General features: G+C 62.2%; 20 protein-coding genes. 11 read left to right on the top strand and 9 right to left on the bottom strand.

All coding sequences use genetic code 11. From position 1 onward, the window contains the following. Nucleotides 1-7 precede the first annotated feature (7 nt). Nucleotides 8-1,009, bottom strand: a complete 1,002-nt coding sequence (speB, locus tag AC4FWB_RS02285) for an agmatinase (protein WP_491024138.1) — start codon at nucleotides 1,007-1,009, stop codon at nucleotides 8-10. 124 nt (nucleotides 1,010-1,133) lie between these two features. Here speB and AC4FWB_RS02280 point away from each other — a divergent pair, with 124 nt between their 5' ends. Beyond that, a complete protein-coding gene (locus AC4FWB_RS02280; protein WP_491024137.1) occupies nucleotides 1,134-2,348 on the top strand; it encodes an acyltransferase family protein in 1,215 nt (404 codons plus the stop codon). A gap of 95 nt (nucleotides 2,349-2,443) precedes the next feature. Continuing rightward, entirely contained in the window at nucleotides 2,444-3,502 is a 1,059-nt protein-coding gene (locus AC4FWB_RS02275; protein WP_491024136.1) for a glycerophosphodiester phosphodiesterase family protein, read from the top strand. A 53-nt stretch (nucleotides 3,503-3,555) separates the two neighbouring features. Here the strand turns inward: AC4FWB_RS02275 and AC4FWB_RS02270 are convergent, their stop codons facing one another. Continuing rightward, entirely contained in the window at nucleotides 3,556-4,428 is an 873-nt protein-coding gene (locus AC4FWB_RS02270; RefSeq protein WP_491024135.1) for an aldo/keto reductase family oxidoreductase, read from the bottom strand. Between the two features lie 95 nt (nucleotides 4,429-4,523). On the opposite strand from AC4FWB_RS02270, the gene AC4FWB_RS02265 reads away from it, so the two are divergent. Beyond that, nucleotides 4,524-5,435, top strand: coding sequence for a LysR family transcriptional regulator (locus AC4FWB_RS02265; RefSeq protein ID WP_491024134.1), 912 nt, complete (start codon nucleotides 4,524-4,526; stop codon nucleotides 5,433-5,435). A gap of 74 nt (nucleotides 5,436-5,509) precedes the next feature. Here AC4FWB_RS02265 and rpsI read toward each other — a convergent pair whose 3' ends face one another. The 5 genes from rpsI to AC4FWB_RS02240 all read right to left on the bottom strand — a co-directional run bounded on the left by rpsI (nucleotide 5,510) and on the right by AC4FWB_RS02240 (nucleotide 8,634). Next, a complete protein-coding gene (rpsI, locus tag AC4FWB_RS02260; RefSeq protein ID WP_059184835.1) occupies nucleotides 5,510-5,986 on the bottom strand; it encodes a 30S ribosomal protein S9 in 477 nt (158 codons plus the stop codon). Beyond that, nucleotides 5,986-6,450, bottom strand: a complete 465-nt coding sequence (gene rplM, locus AC4FWB_RS02255; RefSeq protein ID WP_059184834.1) for a 50S ribosomal protein L13 — start codon at nucleotides 6,448-6,450, stop codon at nucleotides 5,986-5,988. The genes rpsI and rplM overlap by 1 nt, the downstream gene beginning before the upstream one ends. Nucleotides 6,451-6,869: 419 nt before the next feature. Further along, nucleotides 6,870-7,112 (bottom strand): type II toxin-antitoxin system HicB family antitoxin, encoded by a 243-nt coding sequence (locus AC4FWB_RS02250; RefSeq protein ID WP_491024133.1) that lies wholly within the window; start codon nucleotides 7,110-7,112, stop codon nucleotides 6,870-6,872. A gap of 25 nt (nucleotides 7,113-7,137) precedes the next feature. Continuing rightward, on the bottom strand, nucleotides 7,138-7,227 hold the full coding sequence (locus tag AC4FWB_RS02245; RefSeq protein WP_491024132.1) for a type II toxin-antitoxin system HicA family toxin: 90 nt from the start codon (nucleotides 7,225-7,227) through the stop codon (nucleotides 7,138-7,140). Between the two features lie 444 nt (nucleotides 7,228-7,671). Further along, a complete protein-coding gene (locus tag AC4FWB_RS02240; protein ID WP_491024131.1) occupies nucleotides 7,672-8,634 on the bottom strand; it encodes a LysR family transcriptional regulator in 963 nt (320 codons plus the stop codon). 217 nt (nucleotides 8,635-8,851) lie between these two features. On the opposite strand from AC4FWB_RS02240, the gene AC4FWB_RS02235 reads away from it, so the two are divergent. From AC4FWB_RS02235 to AC4FWB_RS02225, 3 genes are all read left to right on the top strand, one after another. After that, the gene (locus AC4FWB_RS02235; RefSeq protein ID WP_491024130.1) at nucleotides 8,852-9,070 is read left to right on the top strand and encodes a hypothetical protein; all 219 of its coding nucleotides are present in this window, start codon (nucleotides 8,852-8,854) and stop codon (nucleotides 9,068-9,070) included. Nucleotides 9,071-9,087: 17 nt separating this feature from the next. Beyond that, complete coding sequence (locus AC4FWB_RS02230; protein WP_491024129.1) at nucleotides 9,088-9,939, top strand: hypothetical protein; 852 nt, start codon at nucleotides 9,088-9,090, stop codon at nucleotides 9,937-9,939. A gap of 337 nt (nucleotides 9,940-10,276) precedes the next feature. Then, entirely contained in the window at nucleotides 10,277-10,504 is a 228-nt protein-coding gene (locus AC4FWB_RS02225; RefSeq protein ID WP_491024128.1) for a tyrosine-type recombinase/integrase, read from the top strand. Between the two features lie 228 nt (nucleotides 10,505-10,732). Here the strand turns inward: AC4FWB_RS02225 and AC4FWB_RS02220 are convergent, their stop codons facing one another. Further along, nucleotides 10,733-11,188, bottom strand: a complete 456-nt coding sequence (locus AC4FWB_RS02220; RefSeq protein WP_491024127.1) for a PaaI family thioesterase — start codon at nucleotides 11,186-11,188, stop codon at nucleotides 10,733-10,735. A gap of 153 nt (nucleotides 11,189-11,341) precedes the next feature. Between AC4FWB_RS02220 and AC4FWB_RS02215 the strand changes: the two genes are divergently transcribed. From AC4FWB_RS02215 to AC4FWB_RS02195, 5 genes are all read left to right on the top strand, one after another. Then, on the top strand, nucleotides 11,342-12,163 hold the full coding sequence (locus AC4FWB_RS02215; RefSeq protein WP_491024126.1) for an enoyl-CoA hydratase: 822 nt from the start codon (nucleotides 11,342-11,344) through the stop codon (nucleotides 12,161-12,163). A 47-nt stretch (nucleotides 12,164-12,210) separates the two neighbouring features. Then, nucleotides 12,211-12,987, top strand: a complete 777-nt coding sequence (locus tag AC4FWB_RS02210; protein WP_491024125.1) for an AAA family ATPase — start codon at nucleotides 12,211-12,213, stop codon at nucleotides 12,985-12,987. After that, nucleotides 12,984-13,505 (top strand): CoA-binding protein, encoded by a 522-nt coding sequence (locus tag AC4FWB_RS02205; RefSeq protein WP_491024124.1) that lies wholly within the window; start codon nucleotides 12,984-12,986, stop codon nucleotides 13,503-13,505. Before AC4FWB_RS02210 ends, AC4FWB_RS02205 begins: the two co-directional genes overlap by 4 nt. A gap of 160 nt (nucleotides 13,506-13,665) precedes the next feature. After that, a complete protein-coding gene (locus AC4FWB_RS02200) occupies nucleotides 13,666-14,946 on the top strand; it encodes an O-acetylhomoserine aminocarboxypropyltransferase (RefSeq protein WP_491024123.1) in 1,281 nt (426 codons plus the stop codon). Nucleotides 14,947-14,951: 5 nt separating this feature from the next. Next, nucleotides 14,952-15,293, top strand: a complete 342-nt coding sequence (locus AC4FWB_RS02195) for a cupin domain-containing protein (RefSeq protein WP_491024122.1) — start codon at nucleotides 14,952-14,954, stop codon at nucleotides 15,291-15,293. Between the two features lie 14 nt (nucleotides 15,294-15,307). On the opposite strand, the gene AC4FWB_RS02190 is transcribed toward AC4FWB_RS02195, so the two are convergent. Then, complete coding sequence (locus AC4FWB_RS02190) at nucleotides 15,308-16,546, bottom strand: cytochrome P450 (protein WP_491024121.1); 1,239 nt, start codon at nucleotides 16,544-16,546, stop codon at nucleotides 15,308-15,310. Between the last annotated feature and the right edge of the window lie 110 nt (nucleotides 16,547-16,656).

Raw genomic sequence — 16,656 nt, 5'->3', positions numbered from 1 at the left:
TTCAAGGCTATATGCCTTGAGCGTTATGTAGCACAGCATGAGTGCCGTTGTTCAGGTCCTCGAGCCGCGCCTTCCGTTCGGCCACCAGGCCAAGATAATGCATGGCAATGATCGATCCGGCGATCGCCGTAATATCGGCATGATCATAGGCCGGCGCAACCTCGACGACGTCGGCGCCGACGATATCGACCTGGCCGAGCTGGCGCAGCGTCGAGAGCATCTTGGCCGAGGACGGGCCGCCGGCCACCGGCGTGCCGGTGCCGGGCGCGAAGGCCGGGTCGAGGCAGTCGATGTCGAAGGTGAGATAGGTCTTCCTGCCGCCTGTGCGGTCGACGATCGCGTAGGCGATGTCGGAGGCCCGCATTTCCTCGACCTCATGGCCATAGAGGATCTTGATGCCGAACGTGTCCGGCGCATGCGTGCGGATGCCGATCTGGATCGACCGGTCGGGATCGATGATGCCTTCATGGACCGCGCGGGCGACGAAGGAGCCATGGTCGATGCGCTTGCCATCGTCCGGCCAGGTGTCCTGGTGCGCGTCGAACTGCACCAGCGCCAGCGGCCCGTGGATCGCGGCATGCGCTTTGAGCAGCGGCCAGGTGATGAAATGATCGCCGCCGAGCGTCAACAGAAAAGCGCCTGATTTCAGGATCTTGGCCGCCTCGCGCTCGATCGTGCCGGGGGTTTTCTGGTGGTTGCCGCTGTCCAGCAGACAATCACCATAGTCGACCACCGCGAGCCGTTCGAACAGGTCGCGCGAGAACGGGTATTGCGGATCGTTATCGAGGATCGCCGAAGCGCGCCGGATCGCCTGTGGCCCGAAGCGGGCGCCCGGCCGGTTGGTGACGGCGGCGTCAAAAGGAATGCCCCACACGACGGCGTCCGCGCCCTTCACGTCCTTCGTATATTTGCGCCGCATGAACGACAGCGCGCCGGCATAGGTCGGCTCGAACGACGCGCCGGTCCTGGAGCGGGCGGTGAAGGCGTGATCGATCTCTTTATTCGCCATTACGGGTCCTCGGTTGTCATCGGGCAGCCACAACTACAGAACCGGCACGCAACATGCCAGTCACAGCTTGCGGAGACGGAATGGCGCTCGCCGAGTGCCACGGCAACACAGGATCTGTTTCATTATGACCGAAGCCGCCTTGCTCAATCTCGCACCCGCTCCGGCGGCGATCCGGACCGGCACGGCGACCGGCGAGCGCTTCCTGGTGCTCGATTCCTGGCGCGGCATCTGCGCGCTTTTGGTGGCGCTGTTCCATTTTCCGACCACGTCCATGATCTCGCAGAGCGCCTTTGTCGGCGGCTCCTATCTGTTCGTCGACTTCTTCTTCGTGCTTTCCGGCTTCGTCATCGCCAGCTCCTACGGCAGCCGGCTGGGCGAGCCGGATGAGCTTGCTCGTTTCACGCTGGTGCGCTTCGGCCGCATCTACCCGCTGCATCTTTTGATGCTTGCCGCCTTCATCGCCTTCGAGGCGCTGCGGCTTATGCTCCCGGCCCTGCACGGAACCGGTGCCGCCCCCTTCACCGGTGGCTTCGATCTCAAAAGCCTCGTCGCCAATCTCCTGCTGCTGCAAGGCATGGGGGTCGAAGATCATCTGAGCTGGAACGCGCCGAGCTGGAGCATTTCGGCCGAGTTTTTCACCTATCTGCTGTTTGCCGGCGTGGTGTTCGCGACCGGCCGGCGTGCCTGGATATGGTTCGTCGCCGCGGCCATGACGGCGCCTTTCTTCCTGCTTGCTTTCTCGACGCGTCATATGGACGTGTCCTTCGACTTCGGCTTCATCCGCTGCCTGTATGGCTTCTCGCTTGGAGCGCTGCTTGCCTGGTTTCAGCATGATTCCATTGCAGAGGCGCGACAGGCACGTAGCGGCGGGGCAGGGCGCGTCGCCTGGACGTTGGCTGAACTCGCGATGATCGCGGTGATCGGGCTGTTCGTTTCCGTCGCTGGAGCGAACGATGCAGGCATTGCGGCACCCGTCGTCTTCGCGCTGGCGCTCTACCTCTTCGCCCATGAGGGTGGCCTGGTCAGCGCGCTGCTCTCCAGCCGGCCGATGCTGCTGCTCGGCTCACTCTCCTACTCGATCTACATGGTCCACATCTTCGTGCAGGCGCGCATGATCAATGTCGGCGGCCTGATCGAGCGCAAGTTCGGGCTCGGCATTGTCGGCGACATGACCTTGCGCGGCGATCAGGTGACCGGCTTCGGTGTCGGCTCGCCATCGATCGGCCTCGCCGCTTTGATGGCAATGCTGATCGCCGTCATCGTCGCGTCCTGGTTCACCTGGCGCTTCGTCGAGATGCCGGCGCTGGCGTGGTTCCGCCGGCTTTCCAAGCGGATTTGATGAGCTCACCTTCGAAACCGCTAGCCGGCTTCGTTCACCGCCTTGTCATGGGCATCGCCTAACCGGGTCCCGACCCGGAACGGAGCGATTCCCTGATGCGAACACTCTGGCTGAGCCTTCTTCTGTCCGCCACGCTTGCTGTCGCCACAAGCCAAAGTTTAGCCGGCGAAACGCGCGCCAGTCAGATTCTCGACCGCTTCGAGCACGCCAATCAGTGGCGCGACCACGTGATGATCGCCGCGCACCGCGCCGGCAGCATGCAGGCCGGCAAGACGCTCTATGCCGAGAATTCACTTGCCGCGGTCGAGGGCTCGATCGCGATCGGCGCCGAGATCGTCGAGGTCGATGTCAGGCGAACGAAGGACGGGGCGTTCGTCATCATGCATGACAGCTGGCTCGACCGCACCACGACCTGCAAAGGCGAGGTGGTGGAATATACGCTGGCCGAATTGAAAAGATGCCGGCTGGTGATCGAGGGCACCGGCGCCGTCACCGACGAGCCGGTGTCGACGCTGCGCGAGATGCTGCTGACCACCAAGGACAGGATCCTGATCAACCTCGACAACAAGCTGCAGGTAACCGACCTGCCGGGCATGATCGCGGTCGCCCGCGATCTCGGCATGGCCGACCAGGTGATCGTCAAGGAGAACCTCTGGAACCGGCAGCGCATCGACGCCGCCAAGGCGGCGCTCGCCCAGGCCGGCGGCGGCTTCCAGTTCATGCCGATCCTCGCCGATGATGCCGTGCATGATGCCGCCTTTGCCGGCGAGGTCGACAAGGCGTTCGCGCCACGCGCCATCGAGTTGATCAATTGGCGTAACGGCGCCGAGACGCTGACCGCGAATGGCGGGCCATTGTTCAGCTCTCGCATGCGGGCTTCTGCCATACGCGGCGACTGGCATCTCTGGGCGGACACCTACGCCATCGTCAACAAGCCGGGCGGCTTCCTCGCCGGCGGCCGCGGCGACGAGCTTGCGGTCGCCGCCAGCCTGCCGCGCGAAGCCTGGGGTTTCTGGGTCGACCGCGGCGCCACCATCATCCAGACCGATGAGCCGAAAGCGGCGATCGAATGGCTGACGGCGAACGGGTTTCGCGTGCCTTATACGACGGATATAAAGACGGCTGAGCCGGCGCATACGGCGAGTATCAACTAAGAGCCTGCGCTGAAGCGAGTAATCTCCCCCCTTGTGGGGGAGATTGGCAAACCTCATGCCGCCTTCGCAACGCCATCCAGCTCCTGCAGTACCTCCGCCGACAACTCCAGCTCCGCAGCCGCCAGGTTCTCCCGCAGATGCCCGACCGACGACGTGCCGGGGATCAGCAGGATGTTCGGCGCCCGCTGCAACAGCCAGGCGAGCGCCACCTGCATCGGTGTTGAGCCAAGCCTTTCCGCGACACCTGACAAGGTCGAGGACTGCAGCGGGCTGAAGCCGCCGAGCGGGAAGAACGGCACATAGGCGATGCCGTCGCGGGCAAGCTCGTCGATCAGCGCGTCGTCTTGCTTGTGCGCGAGGTTGTACTGGTTCTGCACGCAGGCGATCTCGCAGATGCGGCGGCCTTCCGCGATCTGCGCGCGGGTGACGTTGCTCAGCCCGATATGGCGGACCAGGCCTTTGCGCTGCAACTCGGCCAACGCCGTCAGCGGCTCCTCGATGGAGCCTTCGGCCGGGCCGAGGGTGTCGAACATGATGCGCAGATTGACGACATCGACCACGTCGAGCCCAAGGTTGGCGAGATTGTCATGCACGGCTTGCGTGAGTTCCTCGGGCGAATAGGCCGGCAACCAGGAGGCGTCGCTGCCGCGGCGGGCGCCGATCTTGGTGACGATGACGAGATCGTCAGAGTAGGGCGCCAGCGCCTCGCGGATCAGTTTGTTGGTGACATGCGGACCATAGTAGTCGCTGGTGTCGATGTGATTTACACCTTGCGCCACTGCCTCGCGCAGCACGGCGATCGCTGCGTCTGGATCTTTCGGCGGACCGAACACGCCTTTGCCTGCAAGCTGCATGGCCCCGTAGCCGAGGCGGCGGACCGAGTGATCGCCGAGTTTATAAGTGCCGGATTTGTCTAAGCTGGACATCGTGGTTCTCCTTCGCTGTCGGCGAGAGAAATAGGGCATGGCTGCTGTTCCGATAACCAGGTATAATCGAAACGGCTTGTGCGGATCTTCGAACAATGGCGACCGATCTCAACGATCTTCAGGCGTTTATGGCCGTGGCGCGCGCCGGCGGTTTTCGCGAAGGAGCCCGTGCGACGGCGGGCAGCGCGTCCGCGCTCAGCGAAGCCATCCGCCGTCTGGAAACCCAGCTCGGTGTCAGGCTTTTCAACCGCACCACGCGCAGCGTCGCTTTGACCGAGGCTGGTGCCGGCCTGCTGGCGCGGCTCGGCCCCGCATTGGGCGAGGTAGAAGCCGCACTCGATGTGGTGAACGGCTTTCGCGACCGGCCCGCCGGAACCTTGCGGCTCAACGTGCCGATAAGCGCCTCGCGGCTGGTGCTGCCAAGAATCGTTCCGGGATTTCTGGCGGCCTATCCTGCCATTCGCCTGGAGGTGATTGCCGAGGAGAACTTTATCGATCTGCTGGTGGCCGGCTGCGATGCCGGCATCCGCTATGACGAGCGGCTGGAGCAAGACATGATCGCCGTGCCGATCGGACCGCGCACGCAGCGCTTCACCACCTCCGCTGCGCCGGCCTACCTTGACCGGCACGGTCGGCCGCAGCATCCCCGTGACCTGCTTGGCCATGCCTGCGTGCGCGGCCGCTTCCCGAGCGGGGTCATGACGCCCTGGGAGTTCGAGCGGGATGGTGAGGTGGTGCGAGTCGATCCCACTGGGCCATTGGTCGTCAGCATCGGTGGAGGCGTCGATCTCGCTATCGATGCGGCGATCGCCGGCGTCGGCATTCTCTGGCTGTTCGAGGACTGGGTCCGCCCGCATTTCGAGAGCGGCGCCCTCGAACCCGTCCTCGAACCCTGGTGGCAGCAATTCTCCGGACCGTTCCTCTACTACCCGGGGCGGCGCTTGGTGCCCGCGCCGCTGCGCGCATTCATCGACTACATCAAGATACCCGCCGCGCGCGGACAATAGAGGCGGTCAGTAGCTGCGCGAAATGAAAAGGCCGCCACGGGGGCGGCCTTTTCGTAAGCTCGAAAATACAGCGTTTAGCGCTTCGAGAACTGGAAGCTGCGGCGGGCCTTCGCCTTGCCGTACTTCTTGCGTTCGACGACGCGGCTGTCGCGGGTCAGGAAGCCGCCCTTCTTGAGCACCGAGCGCAGCGCCGGCTCGTAATAGGTCAGCGCCTTGGAGATGCCGTGACGCACGGCGCCCGCCTGGCCGGAGAGGCCGCCGCCGATGACGGTGGCGACGATGTCGTACTGGCCGGCGCGGTTCGCGGCGACGATCGGCTGGTTGAGGATCATCTGCAGGACCGGACGCGCGAAATAGCTCGCGAATTCCTTGTCGTTGACGGTGATCTTGCCGGAGCCCGGCTTCACCCAGACGCGCGCGATGGCGTTCTTGCGCTTGCCGGTGGCGTAGGCGCGGCCCGACTTGTCGAGCTTCTGGACATGCACGGGCGCGGCCGGCTGCGCGGCGGCAGTGGCAGTCCCGAGTTCTGCGAGCGAGGAAAGCTCAGCCATTACGAGGCCCTCTTGTTCTTGGAGTTCAGCTTGGCCACATCGAGCGTGACGGGCTGCTGAGCGGCGTGCGGATGTTCAGCGCCTGCATAGACGCGGAGATTCTTCATCTGGCGGCGGCCGAGCGGGCCGCGCGGGATCATACGCTCGACGGCCTTCTCGACGACGCGCTCCGGGAAACGGCCCTCGAGCAGCTGGCGCGCGGTGCGCTCCTTGATGCCGCCGGGGTGGCCGGTGTGCCAGTAGTAAACCTTGTCGGTGTACTTCTTGCCGGTGAACACCACCTTGTCGGCGTTGATGACGATGACGTTGTCGCCATCATCGACATGTGGGGTGAAGGTGGGCTTGTGCTTGCCGCGCAGATGGTTGGCGATGACAGTGGCGAGGCGGCCGACGACGAGACCTTCGGCGTCGATCAGCACCCACTTCTTCACCACATCCGCAGGCTTCTGCGAAAAGGTAGCCATGGTTTTGCTCTCAGGTTGACCTTCCTCATCCGCGAAGGACAAGGAAAGGCGTTTCTTGTTGCTTGGATTGACGCCAGGCCGGTAGGCCCGTCGCCAATAACAAAACGGCGGCCGTTGCGGGCCGCTGCTTCGGGTGGGCTTATAGGCGAGGGTGCTGGACGCGTCAAGGCGCATGAAAACCATGCCAGCGTCGAAAGCATAGCAAAAACAATAAGTTGAATAGAAGGTATTATTTTACCTCAATGTTATGCCTGCTATGCGCACCCCTGTGCTAATGCTTAGCCTCGATTTCCTTTCGGGCGGCGCTAGAGAGAAATGCGGACCTTGTAATACCGCGCTCACGCGCCGCGGCATCGATCGCACGTAAGACGCCGCGCTCGAAAGTCACGTTGGCCTGACCACCGCGCCGTCATTATCGATCAACGGTACAGATACGCTCCCTTGGAGAGGGCGGAACGAATTTCGGGAAATGAGACGATCGCGTCAGGGCTGGACGGCTCGGGCACAAGCATATCTTCGGCCCAAAGCTGCAGAGCCTCGACTGCATTCGGCACGATATCCGCTGCTACATCCGCAGCCGAAAAGCAGCCGGGAATGTCAGGAAAGCGAATGCCGAAGGCGCTGTTCGCATCCTTTTCGACCAACGCGAAATAGTTCTTCATGAAGCCTCCTGATTCCGCGCATGACTTAGTTCGTCTGAATCCAGCCTGCCTGCTTGGCGATCGCGCGGGCGGTGCCGACGGGCAGATCCTTCTCGGGATGCGGAACGACATGCACGATAGCGCCTTTTCGGCTTATGTTGAGCTCGACATAAGCCGAACTATGTCGAGCGGAAAATTATGTAGAGTTGCCGACTGCGGTTCTTGGATTTCAAGGCATTGTGTCGATTTCTCTCAACATAGCCGGCCCGCATCTTCAAATGCAGAGAGAAGAGAGTGGCACGCAGACGAAGGAGATGATGCCTGCTGCTCCCTTAAGGTTCAGCCTGCGGCAATGTCGAAGTTGGGTGTGGTGACCAGAAGTTCACATGCCTGTGCTGAACTGGAAGCCTGCGCCATAAGCGGCTGTTCGGCCTGCGCGGTCCGAATGAAAGCAAAAAGAATCTGATTTCCGGTAAGGAGTCGCAACCGGACTCTTAACGGAACAGCATTCTAAGCAAACGTTCTACTTGGACCGGTTGGGGCTTTTTCAACAATATCCGCGCGACCAAGCCATTACGCTTCACTTCAAGGAGGCGGGCAGAGCCGCCTCCTTGAGCCGCTCCGACCCGGGGCTCATCTCCATTGTAAGGCAGTCAAGCAGGGTTCGGCGCTCGCGGAATCCTGGCTGACTGCGAGACCAGGTTATCCAATAGCACCCCTTCGTACGAATGACCTTGTCGGTCAGGCGGACGAGGCGGCCGGCATCGAGTGACGTTCGGCAAAGCGCGAGCGATCCTAAGAGAACACCGCAGCCGAGCTCTGCCGCACGCAACGCCTGCGCGAAGGTATCGAAGCGCAATCGCGCAGGCGGCGGTGGCGGCTCGTCCATTTCGGTCGACCAGTCTCTCCATCCGATCCTCGGCCCGAAGGTGGCAATTCGCGGCAACTTCTCCCAACCCCCCGATGCTTCCTTCAATGAGGCAGGGGCTGCTACAGGCGAGAGTTCCTCGAAAAAGAGGCGCCGCGCCTCGTGGCCGGGCCAATCGCCCTCACCGAAGATGATCTCGAAATCGGCCTCCGTTCGCGGGTGATCGGGCAGTTGTTGAATGGTCTCAAACGAAACCTGCAGATCCGGAAACCCCCGCACGATCTGCAAAAGGCGAGGAACGATCCAAAGCTCGATGACCGAAGCGGTGGCGACGATGGTTATCTTGCGTCGAGGCGACGCGAAGAGGTTAGCGGTGCTGTGCACGAGCTGACCAAGAGCCGCCTGTACTTGCGGCAGCCACGTTTCGCCCTCGAGTGAAAGAGCGACTCCTCTCGCTTGCCGATCGAAAAGCTGCGCACCCAGTCGCAGCTCCAGATTCCGAATACGCTGGCTGACCGCAGCCTGAGTAAGCCCGAGCTCCCTTGCCGCAGCGGTAAAGCTGCTCAACCGAGCCGCGGCTTCGAAAGCCCGGATCCATTCGAGCGGTGGAAGGGCGTCACGTTGAATAGCCATAACGAATTCGTGGTCTTCCCACGCGTATTGATTGATTGTCATTATAGCCAAAAGCGTATGGAATGTTGCTACGGGGTTGATGGCCGATCCATCACAATCGGGCGAAAGGTACCGATTACCGCGTGTCTTCAATGCTTGACCACGAACATTGCGTTCGGGGGTAGCCGGAGATTCGCCATGTCCGCGCGCGCAGGATAGCGGTGAAACGCGTCAACTTGTCGAAACAGGAGAGTTCAATACAGTTCGAGGGGAGAAGAAAATGATCAAGGGGTGCCGGTACCTCGTCCTCGCGGCGTCATGTATCGCGACGACCACGATCGCCGGAGCCGACCAACTCGTGCCCTATGGGGCTGAAAGCGTCGATATCGGCCGCTTTCATGGGATCGTCTCCTATGCGCAGGGAGCGGGTGATTACAGGGTCACTGCCTGCACCAACGCGCTCCTCACGGCGGTGAAGGACACTACCTGCGTTGAGTAGCAAGGGAGGATCAGGGAATGACAGCCGATCTGAGGTCCCAGTTAATCCGCCGTACCGTGGCGGAACTCGTCGCGAATGAGGGTGAAGTGGCAGGAAGGCTTGACCGAGCGCAGCAATTGTCTGCCGGGCACCCCGATACCCTTGCCGCCATCGAGCGCCTCCGACCGATGGTGCAGATGCACCGCGACCAGCTTGCTACCTACCTCAAGGAGTCCGGTGGGACCGAGCCGAGCGGCGAGATGACGAGCCCTTTGTCCGCATCGCGGGAGCCCAACGCACTCTCCGAGGCACTTCGGGACCTATCCCTCGCGTTCCACAATTGCGCACTCGGCTACGCGATCCTGTTCGAACTGGCGCTTCGGCTCTACGAGCTGCGTCTCAGGGAGATCGCGCCGAAGCATCTTAAGGCACATGCCGACGCCGCACTATCCACGGCGCGGCTGTTGCCAGGGGTTGTGGCTCGGCAGCTCGCCCAGGACGGGCTTCACTGCGCATGTCTCTGCCCCATGTGCGGTCTCGGTGCCTGTGGCTGCGTGGACTATGGCACCGAAACACTGACCACCGCCTGGCGCGATGCCGCTGCACCTTGGCCTGGTCTTCCCTGGCCTTCTGAAGTCCCGACCGAGTCGGAGCCGCCCGCTTTCGTCCTCCAAACTCCCAAGCCGGATAGCCAGCTGGCGCGGGCCGGAGTGCTAGGGGGAGAACTGGTCCTCGCGGTTGATGGCCAACAGGTGCGCGGCTTCTGGGACGTTCAGGTTGCGATCCGCAAGCACTCGCTTGGGGACGAGGTGGGTCTCCTCATCCAGCGCGGTTCGGAAACTCCTCGCGAGCTTAAATGCGAGCACGTAAGCGAGTATCCGAAGACGTGAGAAGGTGCCTCGAACATCGTCTCGTTTAACGAGCAGTGGAACTGACCGCTGGCTCGCGTTTGCTCGCCGCGGCCGTTCCTCCGCGCCGGACGAGGCGTGGCCGATGACGAGCTCCGTGTTTTGAGCGTTCAAGGGCTGCGCTTTAGGGTCCTGAACTCGGTTGCCTGATGTCGGCAATTCGCACTTGGCTGGCATGCTCACGTTGCCCGCTCCAAAGACAGCTTTCAGGTGCCAAGCGGACATGCTGAATTCTTGAGTACGCGGCCTAGCTCGCCGCCGTTGTTCCATCCGACCACTGATGGAAACGTCGGTCTTCCTACGTTTCGGGACGTTCCTCTTGGCCGGGAAACGGGTGACGCTGCATGTCCTGCGACACACCTGCGCCATCCATACGCTCCAGGCGACCGGAGACGTCAGGCGTGTCGCGCTCTGGCTTGGCCACAGCAGTGTGGTTAGCACTGAAATCTATCTGCGGATCGATCCGGCCGAAAAGCTCGACATCCTTGATGCCGGCGCGCCACCGCTGATCAAGAAGGGTACGTTCGCCACTGCGCGAGCATCATAGTTATGTAAAGCGATCCGGCCCTTTGATCCCCAAGAGTCAGGGGCCCGGACGGCGATCGCGACATAACTTCGTGCTCGACATAGTTCGGAACTTATGATGCGAGCCCCGAACCGAAACCAATTCGAAGCCTTCATCCTTCGGGCGCTTTATGATGCGGCGGCTGTCACGCTCGATCAAAAATCCACCTATGCATATATATATATATATATATCATCTCCGCATCAATGCTCAGGATGAGCCTCGCCTCGGCGGGATCGAATAGGTTCCTGTGGCGTGCGCCACAGTCTGCCTATCTGGACCTGCAACGATGTCGATGTCGAACACCATCAGGCTCTTCCCGAGCTTGAGGATGCGGCAATGGCCGTCGATCGGCCCAGCCTCCGCCTTACGGACAAAATTAATGTTGAGGTTGGTGGTTACCGAAAGCGCGTCCGGCCCGGCATGGCTTAGCACGCAGACATAGCCGCCGATGTCGGCCAGCGTGAACAGCGAGGGGCCGGAGACGGTGCCGCCCGGGCGCAGATGCCGCTCGTCGGCGTTGAGCCGCACCGTGCAACCGCCCGGAAACACTTCTGTTGCTTCGTAGAAAGAGAACTGGTCGTTGAGCTGCGGATAGACGCTTGCCATCAGCGCATTGACCTCCGCCGCGGTGAGCACCGGCTTCAGATTGCTTTGGGCAGGCATCGGCGGCGTCCTATATAAGTTGGCAAGCTCCGGGCGATACGCCTGGACCAAACGGTGCGACGGAGAAAACACGTCTCGCGGCTGTTCTTCAACCGGCAGCGTGCTAGTTCTGTTGCTCCATAAGCCGCGAGCGCTGATTACGAGGTTTAGAAAGTGGCTGAAGTTGTCGCCATCAAGCCCGCCGTCGCCGACGGCCCTGTTCTCGTCAGCCAGGAGAAGGGCGTGCTGTGCCTCACACTTGCCAGCCCGCCGGCCAATGCGCTGTCGCTCGCGACAATGGCGGCCCTGCAGGCTGAATTCGATCGTGTGAGGGCCGATAAGTCGGTTCGCGTCATTATCCTGGCGGCGTCCGGAAAGGTTTTCTGCGCTGGCCATGATCTCAAGGAAATGACGGCGCACCGCACTGAGCCGGATCGGGGCAAAGCCTTCTTCGAAAAGACCTTCGCGGCCTGCGCGAGCCTGATGCAGACGATCGTGCGCCATCCGAAGCCAGTGATCGCCGAGGTCGATGGCCTAGCAACCGCCGCCGGTCTGCAACTGGTCGCGAGCTGCGACCTGGCAATCGCCTCGCATGAGGCGACCTTCTGCACGCCTGGCGTCAACATCGGCTTGTTCTGCTCGACGCCGATGGTGGCGCTGTCGCGCAACGTCTCGCGCAAGCAGGCGATGGAAATGATTTTGACCGGCGAGACGATCGATGCGGCGACGGCCAAGGAATTCGGCCTGATCAACCGCATCGTGCCGCGCGAATATCTGAATCAGGTTGTCAACAAATACGCGCAAACCATTGCGTCGAAATCGTCTTTGGTCGTCAGGACCGGCAAGGAAGCCTTCTACGCCCAGGCCGAGATGGGGCTGGCCGACGCCTATGCCTATACCGGCCGGGTGATGGTGGAAAACATGCTGGCGCGCGATGCCGAGGAAGGCATCGGCGCCTTCATCGGCAAGCGCAAGCCGGAATGGACCGACGAATAGCTGGCCCCGGGATGCAGCCCGCGTTTTTTCATCGTTGAAGGTTCGACGTGGCTGCCCGCAAGCAACTGACGCGGCTGAAGGCGCCCTATCTCAAGCGCATCCTGCTTGAGCCGTCGCGGGTCGCGGATTGGGAGAACTATCCCTGGAGCCTGCCGATTTTTCGAGACCGTGAATTCGAGTTCGAGTTCACAAGCGCCATCACCATCATCGTCGGCGAGAACGGCACTGGAAAGTCGACCTTGCTCGAAGCCATCGGCGCGCTGGCCGGCTATGACGAGGCCGGCGGCGGCAAAGGCTATATGCCTGTCGACCACTCCGGCGCCGTCGACAAGAGTGGTGCGGCTCTGGCTCGCGCATTACGTGCGCACTGGCTGCCGAAGGTCACCGCGGGCTGGTTCTTTCGTGCTGAATCCTTTTACTCCGTGGCGCGTTATCTCGATCGCTCGGCGCTGGATGTTGGCGCGGCGCCGCCCGATTTCCTCTCCTGGTCGCATGGCGAAGGCTTTATCCGCTTTTTCGAGGAGCGCTGCCGCCGTCAAGGCATCTACATCCTCGACGAACCCGAAAGCGCGCTCTCGCCGACGCGCCAGATCGAATTGTTGAAGCTGCTTCAGCGCATGGAGCGATCCGGCATCGCGCAGGTAATCATGGCGACGCATTCGCCGCTTTTGATGGCCTGCCCGAATGCGCGCCTCTTCCGCATCAGCCGATTCGGCCTCGACCCGACGGATTTTCAAGACACCGATCATTTTCGCATGATGCGCGACTTCTGCAGCGACCCGGCTGCCTTTCTCGCCGAAGCGCTGTATGAGGACGAGCCATGAATCACGACGCCTACGACAACACCTACATCGCCGGCATTCTGAACTCGGTGAAAACGATCGCCATGGTCGGCGCGTCGCCAAACGACGTGCGGCCGAGCTATTTCGTGCTGAAATATCTTTTAGCCAAGGGCTTTTCGGTGTTTCCGATCAACCCGGGTCATGCCGGCAAGGAGATCCTGGGCCGCACCGTCTATGCGAGCCTTGCCGACCTGCCGCAGCCAGTCGACATGGTCGACATTTTTCGCGGTTCGGCAGCCATACCGGGCATCGTCGACCAGGTGCTGAAGCTCGATCCGCTGCCCAAGGTCATCTGGATGCAGCTTGGCGTGCGCCATGACGAGGCGGCCGCCCGTGCCGAGGCCGCCGGCATCAAGGTGGTGATGAACCGCTGCCCGAAGATCGAATACGGCAAGCTGTCGGGCGAGATCGGCTGGACCGGCGTCAATTCCGGCGTGCTGTCGTCGAAGAAGCCTTTGATGCGGCAGGGCTTCCAGAGTTTTGGTGTGCGCCAGAAATAAGCCAGCCTTCGGCCGCGCAAATTTATTCCGGGACGAATTGGATTTTCCCGGACGTTCGCCGCAGATCGTGCGCCGAAAGGTATTTTCTTCTTTGCATTCACGACCGCGCTTCGCCAAGAATGCCCGGCGATTTTCGAAAGATCAGGAGAGGGAAGTCTCGATGACCCGTACGCCCGGTTTCAACACGCTCGCCGTCCATGCCGGCGCCAAGCCCGATCCGGCGACCGGCGCGCGCGCCACGCCGATCTACCAGACCACCTCCTACGTCTTCGATGACGCCGATCATGCCGCCTCGCTGTTCGGGCTGAAGGCATTCGGCAACATATACACCCGCATCATGAACCCGACGCAGGCGGTGCTCGAGGAGCGCATCGCCGCGCTCGAGGGTGGCACGGCCGCGCTTGCCGTCGCCTCGGGCCACGCCGCGCAGGTGCTCGTCTTCCACAATCTGATGCGGCCGGGCGACAATTTCGTATCCGCCACAAAACTCTATGGCGGTTCGATCAACCAGTTCGGCCACGCCTTCAAGAATTTCGACTGGCAGGTGCGCTGGGCCGACACCAACGACCCATCGACTTTCGAGAGCCAGATCGACGACAGGACCAAGGCGATCTTCATCGAGAGCCTCGCCAATCCCGGTGGCATCTTCGTCGACATCGAGAAGATCGGCGACATCGCCCGCAGGCACGGCCTGCCGCTGATCGTCGACAACACCCTGGCCTCGCCCTATCTGGTGCGGCCGGTCGAGCACGGCGCCGACATCGTGGTGCATTCGCTGACCAAGTTCATCGGTGGCCACGGCAATTCGATCGGCGGCGCGATCGTCGACGGCGGCACCTTCGACTGGTCGAAGTCCGGCAAATATCCGATGCTGTCGGAGCCGCGCCCCGAATATGGCGGCCTCGTCCTGCACGAGACTTTTGGGAACTTCGCCTTTGCGATAGCAGCGCGCGTGCTCGGCCTGCGCGACATCGGCCCGGCGATCTCGCCTTTCAACGCCTTCCTGATCCTGACCGGCCTGGAAACGCTGCCGCTGCGCATGCAGCGCCATTGCGATAACGCGGTGAGCGTCGCGGCTTGGCTTTCGAACCATCCGAAAGTCGCGTGGGTGAACTATCCCGGACTGCCGAGCGACAAGAACAATGCGCTGCAGAAGAAATATTCTCCGCAAGGTGCAGGCGCCGTGTTCACCTTCGGCCTCAAGGGCGGCTACGAGGCCGGCGTCAAGTTCGTCGAGGCGCTGGAACTGTTCTCGCACCTCGCCAATGTCGGCGACACCAAATCGCTGGTCATCCATCCAGCATCGACCACGCACCGCCAGCTTTCCGACGAGCAGAAGATCAAGGCCGGCGCCGGGCCGGACACGGTCCGGCTGTCGATCGGCATCGAGGATATCAACGACATCGTCGCCGATCTGGAACAGGCGCTGAGCAAGGTCTGACCGCGATGTCGGCTTTCCTTGCCGTGAATGCCGAAAGCGTGGAACCGGAGGCCGGCGCACCGGCCCCGGATCGCGTGATCTCAGGTGATCCGAAGTTCCGCACCTGGAATGTCGAGGAGCGCGATGGCCTCTATGCCGGTATCTGGGAAGCGACACCCGGCAAGTGGCGCATCGTCTATGACGAATGGGAATTCTGCCACATCCTGTCGGGCGTCTCGGTGATCGCCGAGGACGGCGGCGAGGCGCGAACCGTCAGGGCCGGCGACAGTTTCGTGCTGCGGCCGGGCTTCAAGGGCACCTGGGAGGTGCTGGAGACGACGCGCAAGGAATACGTGATTAAGCTCTGAGGGCGCAGCCGCCCTCAGAGGCTTACAGCTAGCCGCTCCAACCCATGGAAGTGATAGGTATCGCGAAAACGCGGCTCCTCGGCCAGGCGTAAATCTGGCAGCCGGTCGAACAGCGCTTTCAGCGACACCTGCAGCTCCAACCGCGCCAGCGGCGCGCCGATGCAGAAATGGATGCCGGCGCCGAAGGAGACGTTCTTCTGGTCCGTGCGTGCCGGGTTGAAAGTGCCAGGCCCGGCAAACGCCAGCGGGTCGTGATTGGCCATGCCGAGCAGAAGTGCGACCATCTCGCCGGGTTTGACCGAAATGCCCGGCGCCACTTCGATCTCCTCATAGGCGTAGCGCAGGAACATGTGCAGCGGCGCGTCGTAGCGCAGGCATTCTTCGACCGTCGCGACATTTGCTTCCGGTGTTTCGAAGAAGCGGCGCGGATCGTCGCCCTGCGCCAGGATCGAACGCACCGCATTGCCGGTCTGATGCACGGTGGCTTCGTGCCCGGCATTGAGCAAAAGGATCGCCGAGGAAACCAGCTCGTCCTCGGAAAGTTTTTGGCCGTTGTCCTGAGCCTCGATCAGCAGCGACAGCAGATCGTCTCCTGGCTTCTTGCGCCGCTCGGCGACGTAGCCGCGCAGGAAGGCCGCGAAGTCGCGCGCGGCGCGGTTCGCAGTCTCTTCGACCTCGCGCGTGCGGCCATGCATGTACATGGCGACCATCTGATGCGACCAGTCGAGCAGTTGCGGCCCCATCTCGACCGGCACGCCGAGCATCTCGGCGATGATGGTGATCGGCAAAGGCGAGGCATAGGCGGGCAGAAGGTCGACGCTGTCCGGCTCGAAGCGATCGATCAGGTCGTTGGCCAGCACCTCGATGCGAGGCCGCAGCCGTTCGACCTGGCGCGAGACGAAAGCGCGATTGACCAGCGTCCGAAGCCTGGTGTGCACCGGCGGCTCGAGCTCAAGCATCGAATTGGCTTCGATGCCGTCGAAAGCGGTGAGATGCGAGCGGTCGTCGCCGACGCCGCGGCTGTCGGGGATGCCGGCCGGATTCTGGCGGCCGAAGCGACGGTCGCGCAACAGGCGGTTGACGTCGTCGAAGCCGCCAAAACACCAGAAGCCGTAATCCTCCCAGAAGAAGGTGTTCGAGACACCGTGCAGGAAGGCATAGGCCTCATAGGGGTTTTGCACGAACGCTGGCGTGTGCGGGTCGAGCCGCAGGCGGCGGCTCGAGGTGTCGAAAGCGAGATAGGCTGGCATCATGCTTGACCAATAGCGCGCCTTACCAGCCCGATGCCAGATCGTATCTTGGCGCCCATCATCGCGATCCGTTGAGCCTGGCGAGGGACGATGGGCGCAGGGTGAATGGCTTC

This window comes from Mesorhizobium sp. LEGMi-168a (genome assembly GCF_058312955.1).
The sequence above is the reverse complement of the archived record's forward strand: the minus strand, read 5'-3'. Positions and strand labels throughout refer to the sequence as shown.

Coding starts and splice junctions, on each gene's coding strand:
- speB (WP_491024138.1), bottom strand. CDS start 1,009: ATGGCGAATAAAGAGATCGATCACGCCTTCACCGCCCGCTCCAGGACC.
- AC4FWB_RS02280 (WP_491024137.1), top strand. CDS start 1,134: ATGACCGAAGCCGCCTTGCTCAATCTCGCACCCGCTCCGGCGGCGATC.
- AC4FWB_RS02275 (WP_491024136.1), top strand. CDS start 2,444: ATGCGAACACTCTGGCTGAGCCTTCTTCTGTCCGCCACGCTTGCTGTC.
- AC4FWB_RS02270 (WP_491024135.1), bottom strand. CDS start 4,428: ATGTCCAGCTTAGACAAATCCGGCACTTATAAACTCGGCGATCACTCG.
- AC4FWB_RS02265 (WP_491024134.1), top strand. CDS start 4,524: ATGGCGACCGATCTCAACGATCTTCAGGCGTTTATGGCCGTGGCGCGC.
- rpsI (WP_059184835.1), bottom strand. CDS start 5,986: ATGGCTGAGCTTTCCTCGCTCGCAGAACTCGGGACTGCCACTGCCGCC.
- rplM (WP_059184834.1), bottom strand. CDS start 6,450: ATGGCTACCTTTTCGCAGAAGCCTGCGGATGTGGTGAAGAAGTGGGTG.
- AC4FWB_RS02250 (WP_491024133.1), bottom strand. CDS start 7,112: ATGAAGAACTATTTCGCGTTGGTCGAAAAGGATGCGAACAGCGCCTTC.
- AC4FWB_RS02240 (WP_491024131.1), bottom strand. CDS start 8,634: ATGACAATCAATCAATACGCGTGGGAAGACCACGAATTCGTTATGGCT.
- AC4FWB_RS02235 (WP_491024130.1), top strand. CDS start 8,852: ATGATCAAGGGGTGCCGGTACCTCGTCCTCGCGGCGTCATGTATCGCG.
- AC4FWB_RS02230 (WP_491024129.1), top strand. CDS start 9,088: ATGACAGCCGATCTGAGGTCCCAGTTAATCCGCCGTACCGTGGCGGAA.
- AC4FWB_RS02220 (WP_491024127.1), bottom strand. CDS start 11,188: ATGCCTGCCCAAAGCAATCTGAAGCCGGTGCTCACCGCGGCGGAGGTC.
- AC4FWB_RS02205 (WP_491024124.1), top strand. CDS start 12,984: ATGAATCACGACGCCTACGACAACACCTACATCGCCGGCATTCTGAAC.
- AC4FWB_RS02200 (WP_491024123.1), top strand. CDS start 13,666: ATGACCCGTACGCCCGGTTTCAACACGCTCGCCGTCCATGCCGGCGCC.
- AC4FWB_RS02195 (WP_491024122.1), top strand. CDS start 14,952: ATGTCGGCTTTCCTTGCCGTGAATGCCGAAAGCGTGGAACCGGAGGCC.
- AC4FWB_RS02190 (WP_491024121.1), bottom strand. CDS start 16,546: ATGATGCCAGCCTATCTCGCTTTCGACACCTCGAGCCGCCGCCTGCGG.